Here is a 15294-nt window from a genome sequence, read left to right on the forward strand (position 1 = left end):
TTATTCCCCTATATTTGCTGCCAACGCGGTGCATGCACCTTGTTAATTAAGTCGAGTTGTTGCTGGTAAACTTGCGCCAACATGGTCAGTAATGCCTGATTTTGTGGCTCGTTTTCAAGTGCCTGTTTAATTGCTTGCTCTGCTTCTTCAAGCTCTTGTAACTGTGCTTGCCAGTTATTGGTAAGTGCATCTTGGTTTTTGTACTGCACTAATAAACTTTGCTTTTGCGCTTTAAAATAATCGCTCATAGCAGCCACTTGGCTTGGCTCGTTATTGCTCATAAATATATTTATTGCTAATAACGCCGCTGCACTGCACGCAGCAATAGCGCTCAATTTAGGCCATAATGGCGCTTTAACAGCAGGTGGCTTAGCTGTCACTATGGCGTGCTCAATGCCCTGCCAAAGTGCTTTATTGGGCGCTATGTCTTTATTTAAATTGTTTAAAGACTCGTTTAAGTAGTCATCAAAATTTTGTTTACTCATACTCGTACCACTCTTGTAATAACTGCCTTGCACGATGATATTGCGACTTACTCGACCCCACTGCCATTCCCAATTGCTGGGCTATTTCTTCGTGGCGGTAGCCTTCAATAGCATATAAAACAAACACCATGCGGGCGCGCTCTGGTAGGCGAACAATTAATTTATCTAACCCGTTTAATCCCTTACAACTTTGCGCGCTTTGCTCATCCATACCGCTTTGTTCTATGCTCACAACTTTGTTTAACCAGCTTTTGTGCTTGCGTACATAACTAATCGCAATGTTGCTTGCTACGCTATATAGCCAAGTAGAAAATTGTGAGCGCCCGTCAAACTGCGCTATTTTATGCCACACCTGCACAAACACCTCTTGGGCGGCATCTTCAGCGTGCGCTTCATCGGCCAATAAGCGCAAACATAAACCGTAAACACGCTTTATATGCAGCTCATATAATGCCTTATAGGCATTTTGATCCCCCGCTTTAACACGCTCAATGAGTGCAAGGTCGCATAGGGGCGTGTGCTCGGGTTTTGTGTGTAACATCCGTGATGTCGCCTTTTAATTATTTTTATTTAAAAACGTGTATTAATGAGTGTATTGATTACTAAGACGCAAAGACAGACAAGAAAGGTTTAAACTAATAATAAAAATAGTTAAATAATTTTATATAGAGCGATTAGATGGGTATTAAAGAGGAATTTTAGATACAAAAAAGCCGCGCTAAAAGCACGGCTTTTTGGGCTTAATTAAAAATTAAGCTTCAGCAATAACGATTACTTTAATAGTAGCTGTTACGTCTGAGTGTACTGCGATTGCAACGTCGAATTCGCCAGTTTCACGGATAGTACCGTGAGGTAAACGAACTTCTGATTTAGCAACTTCAACACCAACAGCTGAGATAGCGTCAGCGATGTCACGAGTACCGATTGAACCGAATAGCTTACCTTCGTCACCAGCTTTAGATACTAAAGTAACTTCTGCTAATGCTTCTAGTTTGTCAGCGCGTGCTTGTGCTGCAGTTAACTGTTCAGCGATTTTCGCTTCTAAGTCTGCGCGACGAGCATCAAACGTTTCAATGTTTGCTTTAGTTGCAGGAACTGCCTTACCTTGCGGGAAAAGGAAGTTACGTGCGAAGCCAGATTTAACAACAACCTGGTCACCTAGGCCACCTAGGTTAGCGATCTTATCTAGTAGAATAACTTGCATGTTTCTACACCTTTTAAAAACTGTTAATCCGCTGCTTACTTATGTAAGTCAGTGTATGGAAGAAGGGCTAAGTAGCGAGCACGCTTAATAGCAGTTGCTAGCTGGCGCTGGTATTTAGCGCTAGTACCTGTAATACGGCTAGGTACGATTTTGCCACTTTCTGTAACATAGTTTCTAAGAGTAGCTAGATCTTTGTAATCGATTTGTTGTACGCCTTCCGCTTTAAAGCGGCAGAACTTACGACGTCTGAAATAACGTGCCATGAGATTAATTCCTCAAATAATTCTTTCTATATGCTGAGCATGCAAAACCAATTGGCTAAGGCCGTTACGACCTTCGTGGCGATTTAAAAAACCACTCACTTGCAATGCCTGCCCAACGTGCAAATGTTGAGTCTGTTGTTGCATTTGCTTACCACTGGCAACAACCTGAAGCCTAACGTAACTATTACGGTTAAGATCTGCTTCGGTTTGCATCGATTTATGTTCTACAACAAAAATACAATGCGGTATGCCTGCAGGGCTTTGGCTAAACTTGGGTGTTTTACAAACAACCCCCGATATAACCAGCTGATTCATATATGGGCTAACCATTACACTAACTGCTGACTACGTGCCATGCTAGGACTCAAAACAATTAAGCAGCTGGTGCTTCTTTCTTCTCTTCTCTTGCAAGAGGAGACGCTTCAGTTACTGCATTTTTAGTACGCATAACTAAGTTACGAAGCACTGCATCGTTGTAGCGGAAAGTAGTTTCTAGCTCGCTGATTACTTCAGTAGGTGCTTCAACGTTCATAAGAACATAATGAGCTTTGTGAAGCTTGTTGATTGGGTAAGCCAGTTGACGACGGCCCCAGTCTTCAAGACGGTGGATAGTACCACCAGCTTCAGTGATAGAACCAGTATAACGTTCGATCATACCAGATACTTGCTCACTCTGATCAGGGTGAACCATGAATACGATTTCGTAATGACGCATGGATATTCCTTACGGTTAATAGAGCCTTCTACCGTTTCGGCCGGTCGGTTTAAGGCAAGGAATTAATAGTGTAAAAGCCGAAATGAGCGCGCATTTTACGCTTAGATGGATAATTAAGCAAGCAGGTTTTTTAAGCTTTGATAGATAAGTGTTAAAGCTATCAGGGGGATATTAATATGCGTTCACTTTATATCAACAAGCCGAATTACGATAAGTGCGTTGGGTTTGTGTGTAGACGTAAAGCTTGCTTGCGTAAAAAGCGCAGCTTTTAATTACTTACCCCCTCCATTTGCGCCTAAAATATAAACATTTACTCAAACCTAAAGCCGTGCAATTATTAAGCAACACATTATTTAATAAGGATATTTATGAAGCTCTTACTATCACTTGTATTTACACTTGCTTTTAGTACCTCTTTTTTAAGCCACGCAGACACTGCTACAACCGACATAACCGTTGGTAAAAAAATCATTTTACAATCAAAAATACTTAACGAAGACAGGCCTATCAGAATTTTCATACCTGACACTGTAAAAGAAGATCAGCCGCTTTATGTTATTTATTTACTAGATGGTGTTGAGCACTTTCATACGGCGTCAGGTGTTATAAAATCCTTAGTTGATTACGAACAAATACCTAATGCCATGCTTGTTGGTATTGATACAACTAACCGCGTGCGTGATTACTTACCTAAAGTAGAAGGTGAGCCGAAAACTGAGTTTCAAACCTTTGTAAAAAATAAATGGCCTGATGCTGGGCAAACCGACAACTTTTTAAAATTTGTGTCTGACGAGCTCATGCCCTATATAAACAGCAGTTACTCAACTAACGGCTACAACACCTTAATTGGTCACTCTAACGCTGGTACATTAGCGCTTTATACTTTAGTTAATCAGCCTGAATTGTTTAACAACTACATAGCTATTAGCCCAAATAGTTGGTGGAGTGACGAAGAGTTAAAAAATAATATTATTAAATACACTAAAAACCCTAAAGGCACTCAAGAGTTATTTATTAGTGTAGCAAGTGAAGGCGCACGTTTTTATACAGGCGCATTAAATACGTTAGTAAATTTAGAACAACAAATGCCCACACAGCTAAAATGGGAATATAAGCATTACCCTACTTTTACTCATATGGGCACTATACTGCCAGCCCTTAGCGATAGCCTAATTCACTTATTTAGTGACCTAATTTTTAACGTGACTGACGAGCACGGAAAATTTGCCGATGTATCGCTTATTTCAGGTTACTACCAAGCACTGAGCGATAAGTACGGATTTGATCTTAAAATTCCACAAGATGTGTACGTAGAGTTTGCCCACAGCCAGCAAAAGTTTGATAACACTAAAAAAGCGATAACTACACTTAAACACTTTACTCGTGATTACCCTAATGCTGCTTACTCCCATATGCGGTTATCGCAAGGGTACACGACTGATAAACAGTTTAAAGAAGCTGTTACTAGCATGAAGCATGCACTAAAACTTGCTAAACAAAACTCGCGCGACCCACTGTTAATTGATGCACTACAAGATATGGTGAATGAAGCCCAAGCCAATTTGTAACTGATTTAACGCAAAGCGCTTTTTAACTAACGATAGTAATTACGAGCTATGCTCGTCGCGTCAGCAAGCTAAACGCCTACAGGTAAAATTAAGCTCAGTGTTAAACTTTGCATGTAGACGCAAAGCTTGCTCGCGTGAAAAGCGCAGCTTTTAATCTGTTTAAAGCCACTTAAAAACAAAAAACCGATGTTTAAACTAAACATCGGTTTTTCTTTGCTGGAAGTTAACAGCTGAAAGCTGATAGCTAAAAACTAACTACTTTACTTTATACGTTGGGTTTCGCTTCGCTCTTCCCAACCTACGTTATTTGCCTATCGCTTCTTTGGCGAATAGGTGTTTTATTGGGCCTAGGTTATCAACGAGTGATAGCCCGACTCCACGTATCAGCTTTTTAACCGGGTTGGCCCCTTCAAATAATTCTTTAAGCCCCTGCATCATGGCTATGTGCTTTTGCGCGTCGAGCTTACGGGTGCGCTCATAATCGCGAAGCGTGCGGGTACTCGCAAACTCTTTACTATCACTGGTCAGTAGCTCAATTAAATACGCGGCGTCTTTTAGGCCTAGGTTCATACCAAGCCCTGCAAGTGGGTGAATGGTGTGAGCTGCATCGCCCATTAATACCACTTTGCCGCTCACCCATTGCTGGGCGTAGCGCATTTTAAGTGGAAATGCTGCGCGTTTACTTTGCACTTCACACAGCCCACATTGGCCATCTATGGCTGCCATTACAGCTTTATTAAAAGTAGCGTCGTCCATTGCTAGCAATTCATCGCAATGATTAGGGCTGGTAGACCACACAATAGAATGGGTGTTGTCATCGCTAAGGGGTAAAAAAGCCAGTGGCCCAGTTGGTAAAAACACTTGGCGTGCGGTGTTTGCGTGTGGCTCTTTGGTTTTAACCGTAGCAACCAATGCATGATGGTCGTAATCTTTAAAGCTTAGCGCCATATTAAATTGTTTACGAATAGCCGAATTTGCGCCATCGGCCGCCACCAGCAGCTTAGCAATAATAGGCTCACCGCTTTTAAGGGTTATAAATACATCAGACTCACTTTGGTGTATTTGTTGATACTCAGTATCAAACATCAACGTGGCACTTGGTTGTTGCTCTAGCTCTTTTATAAGTGCAAAACGAATAATATCGTTTTCAACTATATGGCCTAAGTGATCAAGCTCAAGTTGCTCATTATTAAAGGTTATTTTACCAAAGCTGTCGGCATCGCGTACGTCCATATGCGTATATGCGCACGCTCGCTCTGCCATTATGTGTGGCCACACGTTTAATTGCTCAAACAGGTTTTGGCTTGCAATACTCAGCGCACTTACGCGCAAGGCGTATTCATCACTTGGCGGTAATTGCTTTGGCGCGGCGTCTAACACCACAACACTTACATTGGCTTTAGCGAGTCCTAACGCGAGGGTTAAGCCTACGCAGCCACCACCCACTATACAAACCTGTGCTTGCTTCATAAACGTGTACCTTGTTTAACTTGCCCCATTAGCTGCTTGGCCAACGGTGCTTTTAATACGGGAAATAAATCCATTGAGAAAAGCCCAATGCTGCGCCCAAGCGCTAATACCCGTGACGAGTTTGAAAAAAGCCTAACCAGTGCATCGGTTAAACTCATTACGGTATTTATATCGCTGCTACGCTTTAGTGAATACTCACGGGTAAACGCATAACAGCCTAACTCGTTTTTACTTGTTGCAATTAAATTACTAAGTACTTGTACATCACGCAGGCCTAAATTAAAGCCCTGCCCTGCAATAGGGTGAATAGCATGCGCAGCGTTACCAATGACTACTGTACGATGCGCCGTTAATGATTCAGCTTGGCCATAAACCAGCGGGTAGCTTGTGCGTGTGCCCACTTTTGTAAATTGCCCTGCTCGGTAACCAAATGCACTTTGTAGCGCATTTAAAAAGTCGCTTTCACTTAAAACGGTATGCTGCTCAACGTGCTGTTGTTTCATGCACCACACTAATGAGTAACGGTTATTGCTCATTGGTAAAAGTGCCATCGGGCCGTGCTCGGTAAAGCGCTCATACGCATGGTTGTTATGCCCGCCTGCTACTTCAACATTGGCTATAATAGCGCCTTGCTCATAGGGCTGAGTATTAAAGCCTAAACCAAGTAAGTTACGGGTTGGAGATTGCGCACCATCAGCAATAACCAGTAGTTTAGTATTGAGTTGCTCGCCGCTTTGTAAAGTAACCTCATTACTGTTTAGGCTTTGCTTAATAGCGCTTACGCTATCGGGGCAATAAAGTGCAATACTCGCTTGCGTTAAACGCTGATAAAGTGCGCGGCCAAACGGGTTTACCTCAACCACGTAACCTAATGACGGTTTAGCAAACTCGTCGCAACTAATATGTGCTTTACCAAAGTGACCACGATCCGACACGCTTACTTTTTTTATTGCTGCTGTGTATGGCGCACTTGGCTCAAATAAATTTAACTGCTGTAAATACTCAACCGATTGCTGTGCAAGAGCAATACTTCTGTCGTCAAAACTTGGGTGGTAATCGCCCGTTACTTGGTTTGCTTCTACTACAGCAATAGTGAGTGAAGGGTTTGTTTTAGCAATGCTTAGCGCACAACTTGCCCCTGCAAGCCCGCCCCCAATAACAACGACATCAAACTGCTTAGCCACTTTATTTCTCCAAGCTTATGCGCTTTTTGCACTTTGCATAAGTGCTTCTATATCGTTTATGGTTTTAGGCACACTCAGGGTGAGGTTTTCATGCCCTGACTCAGTAATAAGTAAATTATCTTCGATACGAATACCAATGCCTTTATATTGCTGCGGTGCGTTTGAATCTTCACTAATGTAAAGCCCAGGCTCTATGGTTAAAACCATGCCTGGCTCAAATGCGCGCTCAACATTGTTTTGTTTGTAATCGCCTACATCGTGAACATCAAGGCCTAACCAGTGGCCAAGGCCGTGCATGAAATATTCTTTACAGGCACCTTTTGCCATTAACTCATCAAAGTCGCCGGTTAAAATACCTAAATCAAGTAAACCTTGAGTCATTACTTCCATTGCACGTTTATTGGCATGCGACATAAACCCGCCGGGTTTAACTTCTTCAAAAGCCACTTCTTGGGCTTTAAGTACAATGTTATAAAGCGCGGCTTGAGGTTCGCTAAACTTGCCATTAACCGGAAAAGTACGCGTAATATCGGCAGCGTAACCTTGTAACTCACACCCTGAGTCAATTAATACTAGGTCGCCATCTTTTAGCACATCGCTATTTTGCGTGTAGTGCAAAATATTAGCGTTATCGCCACTGCCAACAATGGTGCCGTACGCTGGGTGCGGGGCTCCGTTCATTGCATAATGATGATGCAGCTCTGCCTCTAGCTGAAACTCAGTAGCACCAGGGTGCGAATAACGCATTGCGCGCATATGCCCACGGGCACTTATTTCGCAGCCTTCACGCATAATGTTTACTTCGCTTGGCGATTTAAACAAGCGCATTTCGTGAATAAGACCACGCACATCTTTTATCGTACTCGGTGCCTGATAGCCTTTTTTAGGCGCGCTGCGAAGTGTGTTTAACAAGGTAAATACTTTGGTATCAAAACTTGGGTAAGCGCCTTGTGCATAAAATAAAATCTGCTGACCGTTAACCAAATCTAATAATTGTTCAGTTAGCTCACTTAATGCGTAAGTTTCGTCGAATAAGTACTCATTTTTAGCTTTTTCGAAGCCAATTCTGCGGCCGTGCCAAATTTCGGCCAGTTTATCTTTATCAAGACAAAATAACGTACTTGGCGTATCGCTGTTATTACACAGCACTAAAACGGCATCGGGTTCGTTAAAGCCGGTTAAGTAAAAAAAGTCGCTGTCTTGTCTAAATGCATATTCCGTATCGCGGCTACGAGTTACTTCACTGGCCGCAGGAATAATGGCCACACTATTTGCATCCATTTTCGCAAGTAAACGCTCACGGCGTGCTTTAAATTCTGACTTTTGTATTTCAACCATGCTTTAACAACCCGTTTTATTTAGATTAATGTAGTGTTTTTTTAGGTGCTTTTTCTTTGCCAAGCTCGGCAAAACAAAGCAATGCCGATACACGTACATATTCAATCACTTCATGCAGGGCTTGGCTGTCTTCTTCGGTTTCGTCAAACATGGTATCTAGGCGTGTAATTTCGCTAAAATCGCTAATAACTTCTTTTACATCTGCCGATAACTTACCGTAATCTTTTTGCTTTAAACCAAATCCAAGCATAAACCCTGCAACCCATGATACGAGGCCATTGGCTTGATCGATGAGTGTTTCATCATCGCTTGGTAAAAATAAATCGAACGCAAAAGCTTCATCGTTAAAACTTGCTACCACTTGCTTATAAATGGTGCCAAAAAACTGCTTTAGGTCGTTGCTAAACGCTTGGCCATCATTAAATACATCGCTTAATAGGCCTAAGTATTCTTTGTCATCAATACTTAAACCACACGCTAGTAATCCACTAATTACGCCGTGCGCTTCTGCCGGTGAGACAAAAATTTCGTTTTTTTCTAAAAGCAGCTGGGCTTTTTGGTAATCTGGTAAGTCGCTCATGTTTATATCTTCGCTTTGCTAGTTAAGGCAATGCTACCACTCGATAAAAAGCAACTCCAATTAATTGTATGATCCTGCTCAAAAAGTAGCATGATAAGTAAATAGCGAGTTACCAGCGGGCAAAAACTGCTCGAACGGTTCAATTTTTTACGTTTGGGGTTTAAGGAATGGATTATGTCTTATATACTGAACTTGTTCCCTGGGGTGCCGGAGTTTGGTTAAGTCCCTGAGCCGATAAATTTTATACCAGGATTTCTGTTCGTCTACTATTGTGCAAGCTCGGCATGTACCGAGAAGCCTACGGTAGACCGCAGCTTTCCGCCCTGAAACCTTCTGGTTTCAGGACTGACGCCGGACACCGCACGCTTGGGGAACACTTTTCTTATTTTTCTTTTTTTGCATTTTTTGCTACTCCCCTGTTTTTAAATACCCTTTATTACCTTTATAAATTTTTAGCAAAAAAAAGCTGCAATTGATATTAATCAACCACAGCTTAGTCCTAGAACACATTTCGTTATTTATCTAAACCAGCTTTGAAAACGCTCCATCAGCATATAGTTTACTGGCACTAATATAAGCGTAATAAACGTAGCAAACACAATACCAAAGCCAAGGCTTACTGCCATTGGAATTAAAAACTGTGCTTGTGTCGCCTTTTCAAATAGTAGCGGCATTAAACCAATAAAGGTGGTTAAACTAGTGAGCATTACTGGGCGAAAACGTGCAGCCCCTGCAAGTTTAACCGCATCAATAATTTTGCCGCCTTCACTGCGTTTTTTATTAATAAAGTCGACCAACACAAGTGAGTCGTTAACCACCACACCAATAAGTGCCAACATTCCAAGTAAGCTCATAATGGTTAACTCCATTCCCATAACCCAGTGCCCTATTACAGCGCCTATCATGCCAAACGGTATTACGCTCATTACAATAATTGGCTGCATGTACGATTTAAGCGGTATCGCTAATAGTGAGTAAATAATAAAAAATACAAATAACAATGCCCAAGCAAGCGAGCCAAACGACTCTCTTTGCTCTTTAGCTTCACCTTCTAGCTTGTAATCAACACCTGGGTATTGCTGCATTAATTCATCTAAATACTCAGTTAGGTCGGCTTGCAGCGCGGTCATGTTGGTATTGCTTTTTTCTATGTCGGCAGTCACGTTAAGTGTGCGGTAGCGGTCTATTCGGTTAATAGTAGATGGGCTTTGCCCTGCAATTAATGTGGCTACATGCGAAAGTGGCACCGAGCCGCCCGTAGGCGTAGTAATAAGTATATTTTGTAAGTCGGCTACAGAGCGGCGCTCTTCAATAGGTAGGCGTACCATAACACGTACATCGTCACGCCCGCGTTGAATACGCTGCACCTGCGAGCCAAAAAACGAGTTACGTACTTGGTTTGCTACATCAACTCGGTTTAAGCCTAAAGCAAAGCCTTGCTCGGTAAGCTCTATTTGCAACTCTTCTTTACCATCAGACATGCTATCGGCAATATCAAATACGGTTGGGTAAGTACTTAAGCGCGCTTTAACGCTTTCGGCAATTTTTTGTAACGTATCGAGCGATGTACCACTTAGCTGCACATCTATAGGGTCTGAGCTGCGTCCTATTTCAGCCCTAAAGGTTACACTTTCGGCGCCAGGAATAATCCCTATTAAATCGCGCCACTCACTTACCAGCTCACGCGAGCCAATGTCTGAGTCGCGGCTCTCTGCAGGGGTTATTTCAAAGCGCACACTGCCTGAGTTAGACACGCCACCACGACCACCGGTTGAGGCTAAAATATTTAATATAACGCTTTCGCCGGTATCTTCATCGCGGTATTTGTCTTGCAATAACTGCGCTTTTTGCGACATATCCATTACATACTTATTGGTAACTTCAAACGGCGTGCCTGTTGGCAAGGTTAATGTTACTCGTACGGTTTCGCTTGGGATACGCGGAAAAAATACAAACTTAGTCCAACCGCTGGTTATTAAAGTTAAAATTATAAAAAACACACCAACAAACAAACTCACCGTCGCTAATTTATAGCGCAATGCTTTAGCTAAAATAGGCTGATAGTATTTTAAAATAGCGCTTTCAAATCCGTCTGCAAAACGCTGCTGAAGTACTTCAAGCTTTGATGATTTTGTTTTTTGATTACGTAGTTTTATGTACTTTAAATGAGCTGGCAGCACAAACTTAGACTCAATTAATGAGAACAGTAATACAGGAATAACCACCACCGGAATTTGTGCAAACAAGGCACCCCGCGCGCCTTCAATAAATGCTAAAGGTAAAAAAGCTGCTACGGTTGTTAGTACCCCAAAGGTAACTGGTGTTGCTACTTCTTGCGTGCCTAAAATGGCAGCTTGTTCGCCCGACTCTGCGGTTTTTAAATGAGTATAAACGTTCTCCCCCGTTACTATGGCGTCATCCACCACAATACCCAGTACTAAAATAAAGCCAAATAAGCTCATTATATTAAGGGTTACACCAAAAATAGGCATCGCAATAAATGCGCCCATAAACGAAACAGGAATACCAATAAACACCCAAAATGCGATGGCTGGGCGTAAAAATAGAGTTAGCAAAGCCAGTACTAAAATGCCCCCTTGAAGGGCGCTGCTGGTTAGCGTAGCAATACGGCTTTTTACAACTTGAGAGTCGTCATCCCAGTAACTTAATTCAAAACCTTGTGGTAAGGAGCTTTGCTTAGACTCTATGTAGTTTTTTACATCATCTGCGACATCTATCGCACTTTGCGGCCCTATGCGGTATACATCTATAAAGGCGGCTTGTTTACCATTAAAGCGTGTACGTACTGGGGTCTCTTCAAAGTCATCATTAATGTTTGCTATATCACCTAAGCGTATTACTGTACCGTCGCTCTGATTTTTAACTACAATGTTTGCAAATTCATCTTTTCGGTAAGCTTGCCCTTTTGAGCTTATAAGTACATCGCCCCCTTCTGTTTTTAAATTACCAGCCGAAATATCAGAGCTCGACTTAGCCACAGCGGTAGATATTTGCGCAAGGGTTAAGTTGTATTGGCGAAGTGTATCTTGGCTTACTTCTATGGCGAGCTCGTAATCGCGTACACCACTTAGCTCAACCTGCGTTACATTCGGAAGGCGTAAAATATCGTCGCGTACTTGCTCGGCGTATTCTAAGGTTTCTTTTTCACCGTAATCGCTCGCTACGGTAACAGCTATTACTTCGCGTTTTCGTTCGGCAAGCGCCACAATAGGCTTTTCAGCATCGGCCGGAAAAGTGTTTATAGCATCTACACGGCTTTTTATATCGGCTAATAACTCGCGCGGGTCGTAGCCACTTTCTACTTCTATGGTTACCGACGCAGAGCCCTCTGATGAGCGGCTAGAAATTTGCTCTATACCTTCTAAATCTTGAACGGCTTCTTCTATTCGAATGGTAACCCCTTGCTCTACATCCTCTGGGGTTGAGCCGCGCAAAGTAACGCTTACACTTATGCGATCTGTTTCAAACGATGGAAACACCTCAAGCGGTATTTGACTCGATAAACTAAATAAACCCGATAGCAGTAACGTAATAAGCAATAAATTGGCTGCTACATGGTTTTTTGTAAACCAAGCGATCATGGCTTATCTCCTTGTGCAGCGCGGCGTTTTTGTATTAGCTCTTCAACACTAATTCCCATTTCTTGCGCTTTTTTTTCTAGCTGCTCACGCGATGGACGCTTACCTTTACCTGCGCCATTTGGGCCTTTTGCTCGCATATTTTGCGTATCGGTTTCGCCTAAAATGCTTACTGCTGTGCCTGAACTTACTTGCCCAAGCGGTGTAATTACTAACTTATCGCCTGCATTAAGGCCTGTTTTTACCATAGCTTGTGTAGCATTTTGCCATGCAAGCGTAATGTTTTTACGCTTTAACATCCCCTCTTCAACCACATACACGTAGCTGCCTTGGTAAATAGTACTATTAGGGATTATTAACGCATCAGGCACTGTTTTACCGCTAATTTGCGCAGTAATGTATTGCCCAATTTTAATTGGGTATTGGTTATTAGCCGTGGCTTTGTAAGGGTCATTTATTTGCGCAACAATATACAATTGCTGCGCACCTTCATCGATAGCGCCTTCAGTGCGTATTATTTGCCCTTGCCATGTTTGCTCGCCCACTAAGTCAGATTTAAACTTAACGAGTGAGCCGGCTTGGTTTTTACTGCCATCTCTGTATTGCTCTGGCAAACTAATATACGAGAGGTCTTTATTTTTAATTGGTAAGCGCACTTCAACGCTGTCTATGGCATAAATAGTTGCAAGTTCTGTGTTTTCGCTTACCACTTGGCCAAGGTCTACATTACGACTAAGCACACGCCCAGCGTAAGGCGCAGTAATTTGGGTGCGCTCTAAATCAAGCTGTGCTTTTTCAAGTGCGGCTTGTGCTGAAAGTACTTGTGCTTGTGCAGCCGCTAGTTGGGGCTCGCGTAGTACTAAGCTGCTCGCTTGCGATGAGCCACCTAAACGCTTCCAATCAGTAATTGCTTGTTGGCCGCGGGCTTTTTCTTCTAACAAACTTTGCTCTGCAGTAAGTAATGCTGCCTGCGCCGATTTGACCTCAGCCTGATGATCTCTATCATCTAGCTGTAGCAGTACATCGCCTTTTTCAAAAAAACCACCCTCTCTAAAATCATCACTTACTTTATTAATTTGCCCAGATGCTTGAGCAACTAACAAACTTTGAGTACGCGGCTTTACCGTGCCATAGCTATCAATAAAAATTAAGTAATCTTGTGGCTCAATCTTTTTTACCGATACGCTCACCGTGGCTTTAGGAGGTGAGCCAAAACGTTTTGCTTCAGGTGGATTACCCTTAATAAACATAACAATTAAAATGGTGGCCACCACCACTACGGCTGGGATTAAAAGTTTTGCTGATTTAGTTTTCATCGTTATTGCTCTTAGGTTCGCTTGTTGGGGCGTTAAAATCGCCGCCAAGGGCAACGTATAGGTTTATTCGGTTAGCAATTAGCTGGTTTTTTGTTTCAATGAGTGAGCTTTGCGCATCAAAAGAGCGCGACTGGGCATCAAGCACAGTTGTGTAAGTTACTAAGCCGCTTTGGTACTGCTCAAACGACAGTTGCTCTGCTGCAAGGGCGTTTTCTTGTGCCTCTAACGTGCTTTTATAACTGGCTTGCAAGGATTGCTGCTGAGTAATTGCGTTTTCAACATCGCTGAATGCATCGTACAAGGTATCTAAATATACTTGCTCTTGTTTTTGTGCATTTAAGCGTGCTATTTCTTCATTTGCTTTTAGCTGGCCACCATTGAATATTGGCGCAGAAATACTGCCTAATAAAGACCACGCTAAGCTTGATGGCGAGAATAAATCGCTCACTCTATCGGTGCTATCACTCACGCTTGCTGATAAGTTTAAACTAGGGAAACGCTGTTTATGTGCATAGGCTAGGCCTGCATCGCTTGCTAATAACTGGTACCAGCTTGCGCGCAATTGAGGCTTGCGTGTAATTAGCTCAGAGGGAATACCGGTATTAATCGGCGAAAGAAAAACAGGCAGTTCAACCTCTGCTGATATATCGCCTTTGGGGTAGCCGCCTAATAAGCGCTCTAGAGAACGCGACGCGCTTACAAGCGTGGCTTGTTGATTAGCAATACGCGTACGCTCGTTATTAAGCTCATTACGGGCTAAATATACATCGAGTGCTTCATTAATACCTTGGCGGTAGCCCGATTCAATAATATCTAAGTTTTGCTGTGCGTTTTCTTCTCGGCGTTTATATAAATCGAGTAACTGCTGGGCGGTTACTAAATCAAACCAGCCGGTGACAACATCGGCCACCAATTGCTGCTTAGCTTGCTCAAAACTAGCTTGTTGCGCTAAGTAGTTTAGGTTGGCTTGGCGTTTAGCATCAGATAACTTTCCCCACACATCTACTTCATAGCTTAGCTCTAGCGTGACAGAGCTGGCATTATCATAACTTACAGGTCTATTGTCTTTACTGCGCCTAGTTTGCGCAGATAAATCAAGATCGGGCCAAAGCGCAGAGCCTGAAATTATTAATTGCTGCTTTTGTATTTGTACATCGTAGGCACTTTGCAGCAAAGCCTGATTATTATTTAGTGCTTTATTAACAAGGTTTTCAATATAAGGGTTTTCTAACGTTTGCAGCCATTGCTGATCTACTGCAAGTGCATTTTGTGCTAAACCATGTTGCCATGTCGCTGCAATGTCGCTGGGTGCTTGCTCGCGCTGCTGAGGGTTTAGCGTACCCGCACAGCCGCTCAACAATACCAAGCTAAGAGCCAATAAAGTTGGCTTAGTTTGCCAAATCATAGTTAACCTAAATTACTGCCATTTATGAATGTAATTCAAGCACTTTGGCAAATTTTGCTCAACTTACTTTACATAACATTACATACGTTGCGATGAATTAACATAATAGTCAGTTATTATAAAAACCGGCAGGGAATTTGGAGGGTATTTATACAAAAAAGCAAATA

General features: G+C 42.5%; 14 protein-coding genes and 1 other RNA gene. 2 read left to right on the forward strand and 13 right to left on the reverse strand.

The features are described from left to right. Positions 1–8: 8 nt before the first annotated feature. The 6 genes from NQT65_RS12040 to rpsF form a co-directional block, all read right to left on the reverse strand. Complete coding sequence (locus NQT65_RS12040) at positions 9–485, reverse strand: hypothetical protein (RefSeq protein ID WP_096740095.1); 477 nt, start codon at positions 483–485, stop codon at positions 9–11. Then, the gene (locus NQT65_RS12045; RefSeq protein ID WP_004588458.1) at positions 478–1026 is read right to left on the reverse strand and encodes an RNA polymerase sigma factor; all 549 of its coding nucleotides are present in this window, start codon (positions 1024–1026) and stop codon (positions 478–480) included. The genes NQT65_RS12040 and NQT65_RS12045 overlap by 8 nt, the downstream gene beginning before the upstream one ends. 210 nt (positions 1027–1236) lie before the next feature. Beyond that, positions 1237–1689, reverse strand: coding sequence for a 50S ribosomal protein L9 (rplI, locus tag NQT65_RS12050; protein ID WP_004588457.1), 453 nt, complete (start codon positions 1687–1689; stop codon positions 1237–1239). A gap of 35 nt (positions 1690–1724) precedes the next feature. After that, positions 1725–1952: a 30S ribosomal protein S18 gene (rpsR, locus tag NQT65_RS12055; RefSeq protein WP_002962753.1), complete on the reverse strand. Its 228-nt coding sequence runs from the start codon at positions 1950–1952 to the stop codon at positions 1725–1727. Positions 1953–1964: 12 nt separating this feature from the next. Then, a complete protein-coding gene (gene priB, locus NQT65_RS12060; RefSeq protein ID WP_004588456.1) occupies positions 1965–2282 on the reverse strand; it encodes a primosomal replication protein N in 318 nt (105 codons plus the stop codon). Positions 2283–2325: 43 nt separating this feature from the next. Next, positions 2326–2667: a 30S ribosomal protein S6 gene (gene rpsF / locus NQT65_RS12065; protein ID WP_004588455.1), complete on the reverse strand. Its 342-nt coding sequence runs from the start codon at positions 2665–2667 to the stop codon at positions 2326–2328. A 368-nt stretch (positions 2668–3035) separates the two neighbouring features. Here rpsF and NQT65_RS12070 point away from each other — a divergent pair, with 368 nt between their 5' ends. After that, positions 3036–4235: an alpha/beta hydrolase-fold protein gene (locus NQT65_RS12070; protein WP_256851267.1), complete on the forward strand. Its 1200-nt coding sequence runs from the start codon at positions 3036–3038 to the stop codon at positions 4233–4235. 303 nt (positions 4236–4538) lie between these two features. On the opposite strand, the gene NQT65_RS12075 is transcribed toward NQT65_RS12070, so the two are convergent. Genes NQT65_RS12075 through NQT65_RS12090 form a run of 4 tightly spaced genes read right to left on the reverse strand, consistent with a single transcriptional unit; the run spans position 4539 to position 8807 of the window. Next, positions 4539–5705 carry an FAD-dependent monooxygenase gene (locus tag NQT65_RS12075; RefSeq protein ID WP_126006025.1) on the reverse strand — a complete coding sequence of 389 codons (1167 nt, stop codon included), beginning with the start codon at positions 5703–5705 and terminating at the stop codon, positions 4539–4541. Further along, positions 5702–6889, reverse strand: coding sequence for a 2-octaprenyl-6-methoxyphenyl hydroxylase (gene ubiH / locus NQT65_RS12080; RefSeq protein WP_138684328.1), 1188 nt, complete (start codon positions 6887–6889; stop codon positions 5702–5704). The genes NQT65_RS12075 and ubiH overlap by 4 nt, the downstream gene beginning before the upstream one ends. Before the next feature lie 15 nt (positions 6890–6904). Continuing rightward, positions 6905–8227 carry a Xaa-Pro aminopeptidase gene (gene pepP, locus NQT65_RS12085; RefSeq protein ID WP_256851268.1) on the reverse strand — a complete coding sequence of 441 codons (1323 nt, stop codon included), beginning with the start codon at positions 8225–8227 and terminating at the stop codon, positions 6905–6907. A gap of 25 nt (positions 8228–8252) precedes the next feature. Then, the gene (locus tag NQT65_RS12090) at positions 8253–8807 is read right to left on the reverse strand and encodes a UPF0149 family protein (protein ID WP_004589599.1); all 555 of its coding nucleotides are present in this window, start codon (positions 8805–8807) and stop codon (positions 8253–8255) included. Positions 8808–9000: 193 nt separating this feature from the next. On the opposite strand from NQT65_RS12090, the gene ssrS reads away from it, so the two are divergent. Further along, positions 9001–9184: non-coding RNA, 6S RNA (gene ssrS, locus NQT65_RS12095), on the forward strand. Between the two features lie 141 nt (positions 9185–9325). Here ssrS and NQT65_RS12100 read toward each other — a convergent pair. Genes NQT65_RS12100 through NQT65_RS12110 form a run of 3 tightly spaced genes read right to left on the reverse strand, consistent with a single transcriptional unit; the run spans position 9326 to position 15127 of the window. Further along, positions 9326–12409 (reverse strand): efflux RND transporter permease subunit, encoded by a 3084-nt coding sequence (locus NQT65_RS12100; RefSeq protein WP_004589597.1) that lies wholly within the window; start codon positions 12407–12409, stop codon positions 9326–9328. Next, entirely contained in the window at positions 12406–13722 is a 1317-nt protein-coding gene (locus NQT65_RS12105; RefSeq protein ID WP_256851269.1) for an efflux RND transporter periplasmic adaptor subunit, read from the reverse strand. The genes NQT65_RS12100 and NQT65_RS12105 overlap by 4 nt, the downstream gene beginning before the upstream one ends. After that, on the reverse strand, positions 13712–15127 hold the full coding sequence (locus NQT65_RS12110) for a TolC family protein (RefSeq protein WP_256851270.1): 1416 nt from the start codon (positions 15125–15127) through the stop codon (positions 13712–13714). Before NQT65_RS12110 ends, NQT65_RS12105 begins: the two co-directional genes overlap by 11 nt. Between the last annotated feature and the right edge of the window lie 167 nt (positions 15128–15294).

Source organism: Pseudoalteromonas agarivorans, assembly GCF_024518735.1.
Classification (GTDB): Bacteria; Pseudomonadota; Gammaproteobacteria; order Enterobacterales; family Alteromonadaceae; genus Pseudoalteromonas; species Pseudoalteromonas atlantica.